This is a genomic window from Pseudomonas sp. USHLN015, assembly GCF_037153275.1.
GTDB classification, from domain to species: Bacteria; Pseudomonadota; Gammaproteobacteria; order Pseudomonadales; family Pseudomonadaceae; genus Metapseudomonas; species Metapseudomonas tohonis.
This window is the reverse complement of sequence record NZ_JBBCKP010000005.1, coordinates 383,982-400,319: the sequence shown is the minus strand read 5'-3', so window position 1 is coordinate 400,319 and position 16,338 is coordinate 383,982. Positions and strand designations below refer to the sequence as shown.

Sequence of the window (16,338 nt, the reverse complement as noted above, 5' to 3'; positions counted from 1 at the left end):
CATATCGACCCGAGCGGGGTGGCGGATGGACAAAGGCGTGCTTGGGGTGAAGCCCGACGCGGCGGGACCGGGCCACGATGCGTTGGGCCTCGCTGCGCCCGGCGCCGACCTACGGTGTCTTTACGGCAGCCGCCTCGCTGTGCAGGTCACCGCTCATGAACGCCGCACCGGGCTCGAACAGGTGCGGGTAGACCTTCGCCAGGTGGCCGAAGAACAGCGCCTCCGGCAGGTCCTCGAACTGGCCGTGGTCGGCGAGGTATTCCATGTAGCGCTCGCCCTGGCGGTTGAAGGGGTGGAAGACGCTGTCGCTGGCCCCGTCGAACTCCAGCGGCGCGACGTCGAACAACCGGCACAGCTCCAGGTTGAAGGCCGGCGTCGCCTTGACCCAGCGCCCGTCCAGGTAGAGCTCGGTGTAGCCGTGCATGGCGAACACCTTGCTCCGGAGCAACTGCAGCAGGCGCGGGGTGGCCAGGTGGTTGCGCACGTCCGCCAGGCCGATGCGCGCGGGGATCCCGCAATGCCGCGCGCAGGCCGCGAGTAGGATGGCCTTGGGCACGCAATAGGACTCACCCGCCGCCAGCGCGGTGCTCGCCTTGAGCGAGCCGGGGTCGCGGCTGAAGGCGTAGGGGTTGTAGCGGATGGCATCGCGCACGGCGTAGTACAGGCTGACCGCCTGGTCACGCGGCTGCGCGCTCGCGCCGCGGTTTTGCGAGGCGAACTCAACCACCAGGGGGTGGTCACTATCAACGAAGCGACCGGATCGCAGGTAGGGCTGCATGGCATCTCTCCAGGGTGAACCGCCCCAGTCTAGGGGCTGCCCCGGTGCCCGCCCAACGACGATCCGGCCAAGCTGACTGCCCATGTCGCCAGCTTTCACGGCGACGTCTACGCTCGTGACGGTCGCGCCTGTGCCGCACCGTCATCAAGGAGGATCACGCATGGTGTTCGTCTGGTTGCTCGTTCTGGTTCTCGGGGTCGCCTGGCTGGCGCACCGCCGCACCGCTCCCCTGCCCGCCCTGGGCGCGGTGGCCCTGTATCTCCTGGCCATGGGGGTGTTCAGCCACTCGCCGGGCTGGCTGCTGGCGATCCTCTGGGTGCTGTGGCTGGCGGTCGCCCTGCCCCTGGCCTTCCCTGAAATGCGCCGCAAGCTGATCACCGCCCCGCTGTTCTCCTGGTTCCAGCGCGTGCTGCCGCCCATGTCGGAAACCGAGCGCGACGCCATCGAGGCCGGCACCGTGTGGTGGGATGGCGAGCTGTTCAGCGGCCGCCCCGACTGGAACAAGCTGCTCGACTACCCGCGCCCGGCGCTCACCGCCGAGGAGCAGGCCTTCATCGACGGCCCCACCGAAGAGCTCTGCGCCATGGTCAGCGACTGGGACATCGGCCAGCGCATGGACCTGCCCCCCGAGGCCTGGGAACACATCAAGGCCAACGGCTTCTTCGCCCTGATCATTCCCAAGGAATACGGCGGCAAGGGCTTCTCTGCCTACGCCCACTCCCAGGTGGCCATGAAGCTGGCCACCCGCAGCGGCGACCTCGCCTCCACCGTGATGGTGCCCAACTCCCTCGGCCCGGCCGAGCTGCTGCTGCACTACGGCACCGACGAGCAGCGCCAGCACTACCTGCCGCGCCTGGCCCGTGGCGAGGACATCCCCTGCTTCGCCCTCACCGGCCCGCTGGCCGGCTCCGATGCCGGCGCCATGCCCGATGTCGGCATCGTCTGCAAGGGCCAGTGGCAGGGCGAGGAAGTCATCGGCCTGCGCCTGACCTGGGAGAAGCGCTACATCACCCTCGGCCCGGTGGCCACCCTGCTCGGCCTGGCCTTCAAGGCCTACGACCCCGAGCACCTGCTGGGTGACGAGGAAGACCTGGGCATCAGCCTGGCGCTGGTGCCCACCGACACACCCGGCGTCGAGATCGGCCGTCGCCACCTGCCCCTGGGCGCCGCCTTCATGAACGGCCCCAACTCCGGCAAGGACGTGTTCGTGCCGCTGGATTACCTGATCGGCGGCCAGCCCATGCTCGGCAAGGGCTGGATGATGCTGATGAACTGTCTCTCCGTCGGCCGCTCCATCTCCCTGCCGGCGGTGGGCACCGGCGCCGCCAAGTACACCAGCCTGGTCACCGGCCAGTACACCCGCGTGCGCGAGCAGTTCAACGTGCCGCTGTCGGCCTTCGAAGGCATCCAGGAAGCCATGGCGCGCATCGGCGGCAACGCCTGGCTGATGGATGCCGCGCGCATGCTCACCGCCAACGCGGTGGACCTGGGCGAGAAGCCCTCGGTGCTCTCGGCCATCCTCAAGTACCACCTGACCGAGCGCGGCCGCGAGTGCATCGGCCACGCCATGGACGTGCACGGCGGCAAGGGCATCATCATGGGCCCGAACAACTACCTGGGCCGCTCCTGGCAGGGCGCGCCGATCTTCATCACCGTGGAAGGCGCCAACATCCTCTCGCGCAACCTGATGATCTTCGGCCAGGGCGCCATCCGCTGCCATCCGTTCGTGCTCAAGGAGATGGCCCTGGCCGGTCGCGAGGACCACGACCGTGCCCTGGAAGAGTTCGACGACCTGCTGATGCGGCACATCGGCTTCGCCGTCAGCAACGCCGCCAGCACCCTGCTGCTGGGCCTGACCTTCGGCCACCTGGGCAGCGCCCCGGGCGATCGCCTGGCCCAGGGCTACTTCCGCAGCCTCAACCGCCTCTCGGCGGCCTTCGCCCTGCTCGCCGACTTCAGCATGATGCTGCTGGGCGGCGAGCTGAAACGCCGCGAGCGCCTCTCCGCGCGTCTGGGCGACGTGCTCAGCCACCTCTACCTGGCCTCCGCCGCGCTCAAGCGCTACCACGACCTGGACAGCCCCGAGCACCTGCGCCCGCTGCTGCGCTGGGCCCTGGAGGAAAGCCTGGGCAAGGCCGAGGACGCCCTCGCCGGCCTGCTGGCCAATTTCCCCAGCCGTGTCTTCGGTTGCCTGCTCGGCGTGCTGGTGTTCCCCTTCGGCCGTCGCCACAAGGGGCCCTCGGATGAACTGGACGCGGAGATCGCAGCCATCATCGGCCGCGACCGGGGCGACCCGGCGCTGGAGAACCTGCTCGCCGGCTGCTTCCGCCCGCAGGCCGAGGACGACCCGGTCGGCGCGCTGCAGCACGCCGTCGACGCCCTGGCCGCCGTGCAGCCGCTGCAGAAGAAGCTGCACAAGGCGGTCAAGGACGGCCAGGTGAAACCCGCTGCCGGTGAAAGCCTGATCGACGCCGCCCTGGCCGCCGGGGTCGTCGACGCCAGTGAGGCCCAGCGCCTGCGCGCCGCCGAGGCCGCACGGCGCAAGGTGATCGACGTCGACGACTACGCCAAGGACGAGCTGCTGCCGACCGAGGGCCGGGTCCGCTAGGGCCACCACCCGGCCAGGCGGGCGGGACAGCGGGCGCGGAGGGACTTATACTCCGCGCCCGTTTTCATTCCGCCCCAGGACGCACGCCATGGCCAATCCCTACCTCGACCACCACCTCGCCCTGCTCGCCCACCTGCGCGGCATCCTGGTCGCCCTGGGCGAAGCCGAGCAGGTTCCCGAAGAGAACCACGCCCTGTTCGTCGAGCGCTTCGACGAGCTGATGAGCGAACTGCCGCGCGACCCGGAATCCAGCCTCTACCTGGGCCAGGACCTGATCGCCCAGGTCTTCCACCGCTACCCGCAGATCGCCCACCTGGTCCCCCGCGACCTGCTGTGGTTCTTCGGCGGCGATTGCCTGCACTTCATGCCCGACGAAGAGATCGCCCTGTTCCAGCGCCTCGACGAGCGCCGCTTCGAAGCCGAGGAGAACGACGAGCCCTTCGACTGGAACCAGGAAAAGCAATTCCTCGCCCTGCCCGACGAAAGCGGCAAGCACTGATCCCTCGCGCCCATGGCCCGTGCCCGGCACGGGACTGGAGCCGCCGGCCGTCCCGGACCTAAGTCCGGGCCGCGCCCCACCGCAATGCCCGCCACCATGCAGGCACCGTCATCGCCCGAACGGCGTCCCACCGGGCCCGGCCTGTACCGCCACCCGCCTGCGTGCGGCGAGTGAATCCGTGGCTCGGGGCGCAACTTTCCCGCCGCCATGCTGCCGAAACGCTAGGCCCCATGGGCCCGCTCCCCAGCCGCCACCCCCGTGCTCCGGACCCGCCAGCCGATGACCGATGATGCGACCCGCCGTCCCGACGGCGCCCCGACCCCCTACTTCCTGCCCGGCAGCGGTGAGCTGGGCCGCCTGATCAATGCCCACGACTGGGCCGCCACGCCCCTGGGGCCCATCGAAGGCTGGCCGCAGAGCCTGAAGACCGTCACCGGCATGCTACTGCTCTCGCCGGTGCCCATCGTCCTGCTCTGGGGCGAGGCCGGCACCATGATCTACAACGACGCCTACTCGGTGTTCGCCGGTGGCCGCCACCCGCAACTGCTGGGCTCGGAGGTGCGCAAGGGCTGGCCGGAGGTCGCCGACTTCAACGACAACGTCATGAAGGTCGGCCTGGCCGGCGGCACCCTCGCCTACAAGGACCAGGAGCTCACCCTGCACCGCAACGGCCGCCCCGAATCGGTGTGGATGAACCTCGACTACTCGCCCGTGCTGGACGAGAGCGGCCGCCCCGCCGGGGTGATCGCCATCGTCGTCGAGACCACCGAGCGGGTCCGCGCCGAACAGCACATGCGCGCCGAACGCAGCCGCCTGCAGAGCCTGTTCGAACAGGCGCCGGGGCTGATGGCGCTGCTCGCCGGGCCGGACTACGTGTTCGAGCTGGCCAACCCCGTCTACCGCCGCCTGGTGGGCGACCGCGACCTGATCGGCCGCCCCCTGCGCGAGGCCCTGCCGGAGGTGGAGCGACAAGGCTTCATCGAGCTGCTCGACCAGGTCCGCACCAGCGGCAAGGCCTATGTCGGAACCGGCGTGCACGTCATGCTGCAACGCGAACCCGGCGGCGCCGAGGAAGAGCGCGTGCTCGACTTCGTCTACCAGCCGGTGGTGGATGGCCAGGGCCGGGTCACCGCCATCTTCGTCGAGGGCCAGGATATCACCGAGCGCGCCGCCGCCGAGGCCCGCGTGCGCAAGAGCGAGGAGCGCTTCCGCGCGCTGGTCAACGCCTCCTCCGACATGCTCTTTCGCATGGACCCGCACTGGACCGAGATGCGCCGCCTCGACGGCAAGGGCCTGATCGCCGACCTCCGCCGCCCCACCGCCAACTGGCTGCAGGACTACATCCCCGCCGAGGACCAGCCCCGGGTGCGCGCGGCCATCGACCAGGCCGTGCGCACCAAAGGCATCTTCCAGCTGGAGCACCGCGTGTACCTGCTCGATGGCAGCCTGGGCTGGACCTTCTCCCGTGCCGTGCCCTTGCTGGATGCCGACGGCGAGATCAGCGAATGGTTCGGTGCCGCCAGCGACATGACCGGGCGCCACCTGGCCGAGGACGCCCTGCGCGAGAACGAGGCGCGGCTGCTGTTCCTCGACGCCCTCGGCAAGGAAACCTCCCGCAGCGTCGATGCCGACCAGATCCTCGCCATCACCACCCGCATGCTCGGCGAGCACTTGGACGTGGCCGTCTGCGCCTACGCCGACATGGACCCCGACGGCGACGGCTTCACCATCCGCGGCGACTGGGCCGCCCCGGGCAGCCAGAGCATCGTCGGCCACTATCACCTTTCCGATTTCGGCCAACTGGCGGTGCAACGCCTCGGCGCCGGGTTGCCGCTGGTCCTGGACGACAACCGCGGCCAGCTGCCCCCCGAGGAGGCCGCCACCTTCCTGGCCATCGGCCTGGCGGCGACCATCTGCCTGCCCCTGGTCAAGGGCGGCCGCCTCACCGCGCTGATGGCCATCCATGACAGCGTGCCGCGCAACTGGACGCACAAGGAACTGGCCCTGCTCACCGAGGTGACCGAGCGCTCCTGGGCGCACATCGAGCGGGTGCGCTCGGAGATGGAGGCCCGTGACGGCGAGCGCCGCTTCCGCGCGGAACTGGAAGCCAAGGTGGACGAGCGCACCGCCGCCCTGGCCCAGAGCGAGGCCAGCATCCGCACCATCTTCGAGACCTCGCACCTCTACCAGGGGCTGATCGCCGCCAGTGGCGAGGTGCTGCACTTCAACGCCACCGCCCTGGCCGGCATCGACGCCAGCCTGGAGGAAGTGGCCGGCCGGCCCTTCTGGGAAACCCCCTGGTTCTCCGGCACCCCCGGCATGCCCGAAACCATCCGCGCGACGGTGCAGCGGGTCGCCACCGGCGCCACCGCCAACCTCGGCATGGCCCTGGAGCTGCCCGGCGGCACCCGGCTGTTCGACTTTTCCCTGCGCCCGGTGCTCAGCGACACCGGCGAGGTGGTCGCCATGGTCCCCGAGGCGGTGGAGAAGACCGCGCGGGTCAAGGCCGAGCAGGCCCTGCAGCAGGTGCAGAAGATGGAGGCCATCGGCAACCTCACCGGCGGCATCGCCCATGACTTCAACAACCTGCTGATGGCGGTGCTCGGCAGCCTGGAACTGCTGCGCCGGCGCATGCCCCACGAGGCCCCGCTGCTGCGCCTGCTGGACAACGCCCGCGCCGCCGCCGAGCGCGGCGCCTCGCTGACCACCCGCATGCTCGCCTTCGCCCGGCGCCAGGAGCTGCGCCGCGAGCGCATCGACCTGCGCCAGCTGGTGGAGGACATGACCGACCTGCTGCAGAGCGCGCTGGGCTCCACCATCGCCGTGGAAACCCTGTTCCCGCTGCAACTGCCACCGGTGGAGACCGACCCCAACCAACTGGAATCTGCCCTGCTCAACCTCGCCGTCAACGCGCGCGATGCCATGGGCGGCCAGGGCCGCATCTCCATCGCCGCCCGCGAGGAAGCCGCGCCGCCGGGCGACGGCCTCACGCCCGGGCGCTACCTGTGCCTGGCCGTGACCGACAACGGCGAGGGCATGGACGAGGCCACCCTCAAGCGCGCCACCGAGCCCTTCTTCACCACCAAGGGCATCGGCAAGGGCACCGGCCTCGGCCTGTCCATGGTCCACGGCTTCGCCGAGCAGTCCGGCGGCGTCCTGCGCCTGCGCAGCACGCCCGGGCACGGCACCACGGCGGAAATCTGGCTGCCGGCGCAGGAGTGGCCGCACGAGCAGGCGTCGCGGCCGTCGCCCGAGGTCAGCGAAGCGCTCGATGACTCGCCCACCGCCGGCCTGTCGATCCTCGCCGTGGACGATGACGACCTGGTGCTGACCAATACCGCCGAGATGCTCGAGGACCTCGGCCACCGCGTGCTCACCGCCCACTCCGCTCAGGAGGCCCTGGAACTGCTGGAGCGCGAGGCCTTCGACCTGCTGGTGACCGACCACGCCATGCCCTACATGACCGGCGCACAGCTGGCGCTGGAGGTGCGCTCGCGACGCCCCGGCCTGCCGGTGCTGATGGTCTCGGGCTACGCCGAACTGCCGGCCGGCGTGCGCCTGGACCTGCCGCGCCTGTCCAAGCCCTTCACCCAGCAGCAGCTCGCCGACGCCGTCGCCGGGCTGGCCACCCGCAACGCCCCCTGCGCCTGAGCCGACCCTTCGTCCAGGCGCCGGACGGCGCTACCACCCGGACGCGGCGGCGCCTTAACATGGCGACCCCGCCCGGCACAGGATGCCGGGCCCGACCGACCTGCCAGGACCGATAATGCTGTTCGTCGTGATGCTCGGGGGCAAACACCCCCGGGCCAAGATCGAAGTCCATGACGTGGTGTTCGCCTTCGCCGACACCATCGAAGAAACCCACCCGCAATTGCGCCAGGAATGGTTCGGCAGCCCCGCCGGCCTGCACATCGACTCCTGGATGGCCATCGAAGGCGTCGACGGCTACCGCGTCAGCCTGGGGGCCTGCGCTCCCGCCGCCGGTGCGCCGCGACTGTTCTTCATCAACCTCGGCGGCTACGAGCCCGGCGCCTTCGGCGAAGCCCACCGCTACCTCCTGGTGGTGGCACGGGACAAGGCCGAAGCCAAGGAGAAGGGCAAGCGACGCATGCTGGCGAACTGGGACAAGCCCCACACCGACGCCCTGCTGGACGTCGACGACTGCATCCCCATCGACCAGGTGGACGGCCGCTACGTGCAGCTGGTCGAGGGCGAGCACCGGGGCATCACCCAGCGCAGCGACTACGTCATCCTGTCCTGACCGGCGCCCCCGCCGCCTCGCGCTGGCGGGCCGCCCACAGGCGCTGCTGGGTGATGCCACGCACCTGTGCCTTGCTCCGCTCCACGTGCTCGCGCAGTAGCTGCTGCGCCTGCGCACAACACCCGTCGAGCATGGCGGCGAGGATGTGCCCGTGCTCCTCGTAGGTCGCCGCCACCCGCTGCGCCTGGGTGAAATCCAGGCGCCGGACGATGCGGATGCGCTCGCTCAGCTCGCGGTGCACGCGGGCCATCTCGGCATTGCCGGCGGCGGCCACCAACTGGCAGTGGAAGGCCTCGTCGAGCTCCGCCACCGCACGGCCATCGACCAGGCGCTCGCCCTCCTCCACCTGCCAGGTGCGGCAGAGCCCGGACAACGGGCCCGGCCGCTCGCCGGCACGCCGGCACAGGCGCTCCACCGCAGCCAGCTCGAGGACGATGCGCAGATCGTAGAGCGCCTCGAAGCGCTCGAAGTCGAAGGGCCTGACCTGCCAGCCGCTGCGGAAATGCACCTCCAGGTAGCCCTCGCGCTCGAGCCGGTACAGGGCCTGGCGCACCGGAGTACGGCTGGCCGCCATGCGCCCGGCCACCTCGCCTTCGCTGAAGCGGTCGCCGGGCAGCAGGCGGAATTCGGAGATGTCCTCCTTGAGCCGCTGGTAGATGCCGTCCACCAGGCTTTGCGGGCGACCGGCACGCCCTGGCGCAGCCTCCACGCGCCTCAGGCCGGCGCACGGCTGGCGATGTAGGCGCGCCAGCCACCGAAGGCGGTGATGTCCTCGGCATCGGCCAGTGCCCAGGGCTCGCAGATGAAGCCCTTGACCCAGCGCCCGTCCTCCAGCTGCAGGTTGCCGATGCCCAGCGGCGGCGGGATCTCGGCGACGAACTCGCCGAAGCGCGCCAGGGGGATGTCCCACAGCTCGACGATGATCGACGCGCCTTCGGCGGCGCGGGCCAGCCCCGGCTTGGGCGGCACCGAGCCGGGCAGCGCGTGGAGGCGGTAGGTCGGTGCGGTCAGGGTCTGCTCCACCAGCACCGCATCGCGGGTGGTGAGCTGGGCATTCAGCGGCATGCCGGTGAGGTGCGCGCCCACCACCGCCACGCGCACGCTGCCGGGCGCCTGGGTGGGCGCGGCGGCGGGTGCCAGGGGGCGGCCGGTGGCACCCAGGGGCAGGCCGAGGCTCGCCTGCCAGCGCTTGCCCAGGGACGCCAGGGCCCGGTCGTGCCAGGCCGGGGCGATCAGGGTGATGCCGGCCGGCAGGCCGTCGTCGCGGAACCCCGCCGGCAACGCCAGTGCGCTGAGGTCGGCGAGGTTGGTGAAGTTGGTGTAGGTGCCGAACTGGCTGTTGTAGAGCACCGGTTCCGCCTCCATCTGCGCCAGGGTGCGCAGGGTCGGCGAGGTGGGCACCACCAGCGCATCGAAGCCCTCCAGGGCCTGCTCGATGCGCCGCGCCAGTTCGGCGCGGCGGTATTCCGCGCGGTAGGCGTCGCAGGCGCTGTAGCCCAGGCCGTTGGCGACGATACCGCGCACCACCGGGTTGATCGCTTGCGGGGCGCGCTCCAGCATCCCCGCCAGCGCGACGGTGCGCTCGGCCACCCAGGCCCCCTGGTAGAGCTGCTCGGCCAGCTCGCGGAAGGGCGTGAAGTCGATGGGCACCAGCTCCGCCCCGAGCCCGGCCAGGTGCTCCAGGGCACGCTCGAACACCGCCTGGTTGGCGGTATCGCCGAAGAACTCCAACTGCTGCGGCACCGCCAGGCGCGGCCTGGCGCCGATGGCCACCGGGGCGCGCCCGGGGTTGCGCCGCGAATAGGCATCCGCCGCATCGAAGCCGCCGGCGATCTCGGCGACGCATTCGGCGTCCGCCACCGTCAGGGCGAACACCGAGATGCAGTCCAGGGTGCGGCACGCCGGCACCAGCCCGTGGGTGGAGAGCCAGCCCTTGGTCGGCTTGAGGCCGACGATATTGTTGAAACCGGCCGGCACCCGGCCGGAACCGGCGGTGTCGGTACCGAGGGAGAACGCCACCAGGCCGCGCGCCACCACCGAGGCGGACCCGGAGCTGGACCCGCCGCTGACGTAATCGGCATCGAAGGCGTTGGGCACCGCGCCGAAGGGCGAGCGGGTGCCCACCAGGCCGGTGGCGAACTGGTCGAGGTTGGTCTTGCCCACCAGCACCGCGCCGGCCGCCTGCAGGCGCGTGACCACGGTGGCGTCCTCTTCGGCCAGGTAGGCGAACTCGGGGCAGGCCGCGCTGGTGCGCCAGCCGGCCGCATCGATGTTGTCCTTGATGGCGAAGGGCACCCCGTAAAGCGGCAGACGGCTGCGGACGCCGCCCACGGCCACCAGCTGCGCCTCCAGGGTCGCCAGGCGATCACCGAGCTGTGCATCGCTGGCCAGCACGATCCAGGCGGGATCGTCAGCGCGCAGGCCCTGCAGCCATTCGAAGAGGATCTGCGGGGTGATCCGCTCGCTGGCGTAGGCATCGCGCCAGTCATCGAGGGTCCAGCCTTGGGGTTGCCGGTCGGGGGTCTGCATCGGGCGCTCCATCTTGTATCCAAGTTGTGGCGGCAGCCCTGCAACCCGCGGACCAACTATGCTGAACCCCATGAAACCGGGCCGTTCGAACGAGACAGGGAAGGATCGAGCCATGCCCGCGCCATAATTCGGTGCAATCCTGCATGTTTTTGGTGCCCGTCACCGAACGTGCGACGGGGCTGCCCCGGCGGAGGCAAACCGCTAGACTGCCATCACTTAGCCAGTACCCGAGCAACGGAATGACCGCAGCCCCCTCCTACATCACGCCGGACCAGCTTTGCGTCGGCCTCTACATCCAGCTCGAACTGGGCTGGTGGGAGCACGATTTCACCTTCAGCAACTTCAAGATCAAGGATGAAGCGCAGATCAAGGCGCTGCGCGAGCTGGGCCTCAAGCGCCTGCGCTACGACCCGGCACGCAGCGATTGCGAGCCCCTGGACCTGGAACCCGAGGCCCCGCCCGCCCCTCAGGAACCCGAAGTGCCCGCGCCCAGCCCCGAGGACATCGCCCGCCAGGAGCGGGTGGTCAAGCTCAGCAAGCTGCGCAAGCGCCTGGCGGAGGTGGACCGCAAGTTCATCCACGCCAGCCAGCAGGTGAAGCAGCTCAACCAGACCCTGCGCAGCCAGCCCGAAGAGGCCTTGAAGCAGGCCGGCCAGGTGGTCGGCGACCTGGTGGCCTCGGTACTCGGCGAAGATGGCGCGGCCCTGCACAGCATCAACGGCAAGCCCGCCGAGGACGCCTACTTCCACTCGCTGAACGTCACCGTGCTGTCGGTGATGCTCGGCCGCCAGCTCGGCTACGACAGCGAGGCCTGCCACAGCCTCGGCCTCGGCGCCCTGCTCCACGACATCGGCAAGATGGACGTGCCCAGCAAGGTGCTGCTCAAGCCCGAGCCGCTGACCCGCCCCGAGCAGCAACTGCTGCAGATGCACACCGACTTCGGCCTGCGCCGCAGCCAGCAACTGATGCTCGACGACGAGGTGCAGCGGATCATCCACGAGCACCACGAGCACTGCGACGGCAGCGGCTACCCCCGGCAACTGCACGAAGCCGGCATCGGCCGCCTGAGCCGGGTGGTGTGCATCACCAACCACTTCGACAACCTGTGCAACCCGCTCAACCCGCGCGACGGCCTCAGCCCCCACGAGGCCCTGTCGCGCATGTACGGGCAGTACCGCCAGCGCTTCGACGAGGTGATGCTCAAGGCCTTCATCCGCTGCATGGGCGTCTACCCGCCGGGCAGCCTGGTGCAGCTGCAGGACGATCGCTACGGCCTGGTGCTGGGCATGCACCCGACGCTACCGCTGAAGCCGACGCTGATCCTCTTCGAACCCAAGGTGCCGAAGGAGGAAGCGCTGATCGTCAACCTCGAGCACGAAGCGTCGATCGCCATCGCCCGCAGCGTCCGCCCCGCCCAGGTGCCGCCGGAGGCCCTGGAGTACCTCGACCCGCGCCAGCAGGTGACCTACTACGTGGACCCGCGCACCCGGGGCTGAACACCCCTGCGATCGCCGATCGTTCGTACGGCGCCCCGGGGGGGGGCCCGGCCACGACCGGCCGGGCGAAATTCCGCCCGGATTCCCCCAGGCCAGCCCCTGTAATGGCGGACTCCCGCCACTACATGCCGCCGCCAGGCCGCCGGACCCGCGTGGCGCCTGGCCTGCAGCCACCGGGCACGCTCCTTGCTCTATCGGCCGCCCACGGTGGCGAACAGCTACCGGATGCAGGGCGCCGAGGCGCCTGACCGGGGCGCCGCACACGCCCCGGCCACGAAGAATGCAGGGCCGCCAGCCCAGGAAGACGTCACTCCCGCCACCCTGGCCGAGAACCGTCGATCCGCGTGCCCCCGGGGCGGCAGGCCATGCTCGAAATCTGGACGGTTGGTATATGAAGAAACTACTGCTGGCGCTCCTGTGCCTGAGCGTCATGGGCTGCTCCCAGCCCGACTCCTCCGAGAAACCCCTGGACGTGCTGCTGATCGGCGGCGGCATCATGAGCGCCAGCCTCGGCACCTACCTGCACGAGCTGGAGCCCGACTGGAAGATCGAGACCTTCGAGCGCCTGGACCAGGTCGCCGAGGAAAGCTCCAACGCCCTGAACAACGCCGGCACCGGCCACTCCGCCTTCTGCGAGCTGAACTACACCCCCGAGACCGCCGACGGCGGCATCGACATCAGCAAGGCCGTGGCGATCAACGAATCCTTCGAGATCTCCAAGCAGTTCTGGGCCTACCAGATCGACCAGGGCGTGCTGAAGAACCCCCGCGCCTTCATCAACACCGTGCCGCACATGAGCTTCGTCTGGGGCGACGACAACGTCGCCTACCTGAAGAAGCGCCACGCGGCCCTGCAGCACAGCCCGCTGTTCCGCGGCATGCAGTACAGCGAGGACCACGCGCAGATCGCCCAGTGGGTGCCGCTGGTGATGGAGAACCGCGCCCAGGACCAGAAGATCGCCGCCACCCGCATGCCCATCGGCACCGACGTCAACTTCGGCGAGATCACCCGCCAGCTGTTCGGCTCGCTGTCCGAGTCGCCCAACTTCAAGCTCAACCTCGGCCATGAAGTGCGCGACATCGTGCGCAACGAAGACGGCACCTGGAAAGTGGTGGTCGCCGACCTGGCCAAGGGTGGCGAGGAGCGCGCGGTCAATGCCCGCTTCGTGTTCATCGGGGCCGGCGGCGGTGCCCTCAAGCTGCTGCAGAAATCCGGCATCCCCGAGGCCGACGGCTACGCCGGCTTCCCGGTGGGCGGCTCCTTCCTGATGACCCGCAACCAGGACATCGTCGCGCGCCACCACGCCAAGCTCTACGGCAAGGCCTCGGTCGGCTCGCCGCCCATGTCCGTGCCGCACCTGGACACCCGCGTGGTCGATGGCCAGGAGGTGCTGCTGTTCGGCCCCTTCGCCACCTTCTCCACCAAGTTCCTCAAGAACGGCTCGCACATGGACATGTTTAGCGCCATCACCACCGGCAACATCGGCCCGATGACCAACGCCGGCATCGACAACATGGACCTCAGCCAGTACCTGATCGGCCAGCTCATGCTCAACCAGGACGACCGCATGAACGCCCTGCGCGAGTACTTCCCCGATGCACAGGACGCCGACTGGGAGCTGATCCAGGCCGGCCAGCGCGTGCAGGTGATCAAGAAGGACGCCGAGAAAGGCGGCGTGCTGCAGTTCGGCACCGAAGTGGTGAGTGCCGCCGACGGCTCCATCGCCGCGCTGCTGGGCGCATCCCCGGGTGCTTCCACCGCCGCGCCGATCATGCTCAGCGTGCTGGAGAAGACCTTCCCCGAGAAGATGAAGAGCGACGCCTGGCAGGCCCGCCTGAAGGCGATCATCCCCTCCTACGGCCGCAAGCTGAACGATGACCTCGAGCTGACCAACGCCACCCGCGCCTGGAGCCATGAGCGCCTGCAGCTGGACTTCATCCCCGTCCAGCCGGAAGAAAGCACCCCGGCCGCAGCCGCCGAGTGATGCAACTGCCCCGCCCGCTCAGGGCGGGGTATCTCCCCCTGTGGGAGCGAATTCATTCGCGAATGGGTTACCCGGCCATTCGCAGCCAAGTGCCTGCTGAAGGTCTTTCGCGGCTGAAGCCGCTCCCACACCGGGTATCTTCACCTCGCCGCCCTACGGTGCTTGAAGCCCTCACCCCTTGTGCGGCAACTCCTTCCCGCCGACGCCTTCGCCGATCACCAGGTAATGCCCACCCGCCACATGGTGCAGGGTGCGCAGGTCGTCATGCCCCTCGAAATGCCAGCGGCCGTCGCTGAACACCCGCGAATCGGCCCAGGCGGCCACCACCTCGCCGAGGAACAGGTCATAGCGTTCCTGGATGTGCGGCTCTGGCAGCAGGCGGCATTCCAGCCAGGCCACGCAGCCCTCCACCAGCGGTGCCTCGACCTGCTCACCGGAAAAGGTGGCGATGCCATAGGCGTCGAACTTGTCGCGCCCCGCCTCGTCGAGGGTCTGCCCGGAGCTGGAACCGACCGTCTGCACCAGGTCGACCTGGCAGCGCGCCGGCACGTTGAGCACGAAGCTGCCGGAGGCTTCCAGCAGGCGGCGGGTCCAGGTGGACTTGTCGAGCACCACGGAGACCTTGGGCGGCTCGAAGTCCAGGGCCATCGCCCAGGCGGCCGCCATGACGTTGCGCTTGCCGCCATGAGCGGCGCTGACCAGCACGGTGGGGCCGTGGTTGATCAGGCGATAGGCCTTGGCCAGCGGAACGGGACGGCGGTGATCGACGGACATGGCAGGGCTCCGGAGGGCTGCGAAAGGGGACGGCGCAGCCTGCACCAGGGCGAAGCCGGAGAGCAAGCCCGGCGGTGCCGGATCACCAGCGCAGCAGGCGCGGCCCCAGCAGCCAGCCGGCGAGGGTCGGCAGCGCCATGCCCAGCACGTACCAGACGCCCCAGAACGGCACCGCCATCTCCGGGCAGTGCAGGCAGTAGACCAGCGTCGCCAGTGCCCCGGCGAGCAGGCCGCCGGCGGCCCCGGCGAGGCGCAGCCGGGTGGGTGCGAGGCCGCGCAGGGCCCAGTTCACCGCGATGAAAGCCGGCACCGAGAGCAGGGCGATGTTCAGCGGGCAGGTCCGCCACGTGCTGCCGAGCACGACCGCCAGCCTGTCCCCGGCGGGCAGCGCCGCCAGCAGCACCAGGCTCGCCCCCCAGACCAGCACCAGGGGCAACGCGATGGCGGCCCAGCGCACGCCCACCGGCACGCCCGGCCGCGCCAGCCGGCCACTGGCCCAGAGCGCACCCAGCGCCAGCACCATGGGCAGCGCCACCTTGGCCCAGAACAGGGGAGTGGCGGCCACCTCGGCCAGGTCCTTGCGCACGCCGAAGAAACAGGCCATCAGCACCAGCGCCCCCACCAGGCCGCAGCCGAGCGCCAGGGTGAAACGCCGGGCCGAGCGGGCCAGGGGCACCTCCGGGTTGCCGCTGGCGAGCATCGCAATCAGGTCATCGGTCTTCATCGCTTACCTCGAATCATGTCCGCGAGCACCTTGAGCCCGCGGTGTATGCCGACCTTGACGGCAGAACTGGAAAGCCCGGTGAGCCGGGCGGTTTCCTCCACCGAGAGACCCTCCAGCTTCACGTGGATGATCGGCAGGCGCTGCTTGTCGGGCAGCTGCTCCAGCAAGCGCCCCAGGTCACGACTGGCCTCGCCCGGCTCCGCGTCGGCCTCGTCGAACAGGCCTTCCTCGTCCAGCGGGTCGTGCAAGGCCTCGCGCCGGCCACGGGCGCGGAAATGGTCGGCCAGCTTGTAGCGTGCGATGGCCTGCACCCAGGCCGTCACCGGCTGGTCGGCACGGTAGGTGTGGCGGGCGTTGTGCACGGCCAGCAGCACCTCCTGCACCAGGTCCTCGCAATCGCTCGGCTGCCGTAGGCGACGCATCAGGAAGGCCCGCAGGTGGGCGCCGAGCTGGCCGAGGAAATCCCGGTACGCAGCTGCCTCGCCCGCAAGCCCCCTGAGCAGCAGCGCCTGCAGTCCGGCCTCCCGTGCTTCCAGTGCCTCTTGATCACTAGTTCGCTTCATCGACCGCCCTGGTTACACCCCGGATGAAATTCTCCCGCCGTCGGCATCCGCCGCGCTGCGGGCGACACACGTTAGGGCGCGGCGAAAAAAATCTCAAAAAAATTTCGGCGGGCTGTAACCGG

Annotated in this window: 12 protein-coding genes; 6 read left to right on the top strand and 6 right to left on the bottom strand. The window is 69.9% G+C overall.

The window, feature by feature from the left end; translation table 11 throughout:
* Positions 1-109 precede the first annotated feature (109 nt).
* Complete coding sequence (locus WFQ67_RS12890; RefSeq protein ID WP_337057079.1) at positions 110-778, bottom strand: transglutaminase-like domain-containing protein; 669 nt, start codon at positions 776-778, stop codon at positions 110-112.
* A gap of 160 nt (positions 779-938) precedes the next feature.
* Here WFQ67_RS12890 and WFQ67_RS12885 point away from each other — a divergent pair, with 160 nt between their 5' ends.
* The 4 genes from WFQ67_RS12885 (at position 939) to WFQ67_RS12870 (ending at position 8,146) form a co-directional block, all read left to right on the top strand.
* Positions 939-3,386, top strand: a complete 2,448-nt coding sequence (locus WFQ67_RS12885; protein WP_337057078.1) for an acyl-CoA dehydrogenase — start codon at positions 939-941, stop codon at positions 3,384-3,386.
* Between the two features lie 88 nt (positions 3,387-3,474).
* The gene (locus tag WFQ67_RS12880) at positions 3,475-3,885 is read left to right on the top strand and encodes a PA2817 family protein (RefSeq protein WP_213625274.1); all 411 of its coding nucleotides are present in this window, start codon (positions 3,475-3,477) and stop codon (positions 3,883-3,885) included.
* Positions 3,886-4,164: 279 nt separating this feature from the next.
* Positions 4,165-7,536, top strand: a complete 3,372-nt coding sequence (locus WFQ67_RS12875; protein ID WP_337057077.1) for a PAS domain-containing protein — start codon at positions 4,165-4,167, stop codon at positions 7,534-7,536.
* 115 nt (positions 7,537-7,651) lie between these two features.
* The gene (locus WFQ67_RS12870; RefSeq protein WP_173179140.1) at positions 7,652-8,146 is read left to right on the top strand and encodes a DUF1543 domain-containing protein; all 495 of its coding nucleotides are present in this window, start codon (positions 7,652-7,654) and stop codon (positions 8,144-8,146) included.
* Here the strand turns inward: WFQ67_RS12870 and WFQ67_RS12865 are convergent.
* Both WFQ67_RS12865 and atzF read right to left on the bottom strand, forming a co-directional pair.
* Positions 8,133-8,864: a GntR family transcriptional regulator gene (locus WFQ67_RS12865; RefSeq protein WP_442969587.1), complete on the bottom strand. Its 732-nt coding sequence runs from the start codon at positions 8,862-8,864 to the stop codon at positions 8,133-8,135. The genes WFQ67_RS12870 and WFQ67_RS12865 overlap by 14 nt on opposite strands.
* Positions 8,861-10,675, bottom strand: coding sequence for an allophanate hydrolase (gene atzF / locus WFQ67_RS12860; RefSeq protein WP_337057075.1), 1,815 nt, complete (start codon positions 10,673-10,675; stop codon positions 8,861-8,863). Before atzF ends, WFQ67_RS12865 begins: the two co-directional genes overlap by 4 nt.
* A gap of 239 nt (positions 10,676-10,914) precedes the next feature.
* Between atzF and WFQ67_RS12855 the strand changes: the two genes are divergently transcribed.
* Positions 10,915-12,171 carry an HD-GYP domain-containing protein gene (locus WFQ67_RS12855; protein WP_337057074.1) on the top strand — a complete coding sequence of 419 codons (1,257 nt, stop codon included), beginning with the start codon at positions 10,915-10,917 and terminating at the stop codon, positions 12,169-12,171.
* A 391-nt stretch (positions 12,172-12,562) separates the two neighbouring features.
* Positions 12,563-14,155, top strand: a complete 1,593-nt coding sequence (locus WFQ67_RS12850; RefSeq protein WP_337057073.1) for a malate:quinone oxidoreductase — start codon at positions 12,563-12,565, stop codon at positions 14,153-14,155.
* A 171-nt stretch (positions 14,156-14,326) separates the two neighbouring features.
* Here the strand turns inward: WFQ67_RS12850 and WFQ67_RS12845 are convergent, their stop codons facing one another.
* From WFQ67_RS12845 to WFQ67_RS12835, 3 genes are all read right to left on the bottom strand, one after another.
* Positions 14,327-14,929 (bottom strand): flavin reductase family protein, encoded by a 603-nt coding sequence (locus tag WFQ67_RS12845; RefSeq protein ID WP_337057071.1) that lies wholly within the window; start codon positions 14,927-14,929, stop codon positions 14,327-14,329.
* Between the two features lie 82 nt (positions 14,930-15,011).
* A complete protein-coding gene (locus WFQ67_RS12840; protein WP_337057070.1) occupies positions 15,012-15,653 on the bottom strand; it encodes a DUF1109 domain-containing protein in 642 nt (213 codons plus the stop codon).
* Entirely contained in the window at positions 15,650-16,216 is a 567-nt protein-coding gene (locus tag WFQ67_RS12835; RefSeq protein WP_173180247.1) for a sigma-70 family RNA polymerase sigma factor, read from the bottom strand. Before WFQ67_RS12835 ends, WFQ67_RS12840 begins: the two co-directional genes overlap by 4 nt.
* Between the last annotated feature and the right edge of the window lie 122 nt (positions 16,217-16,338).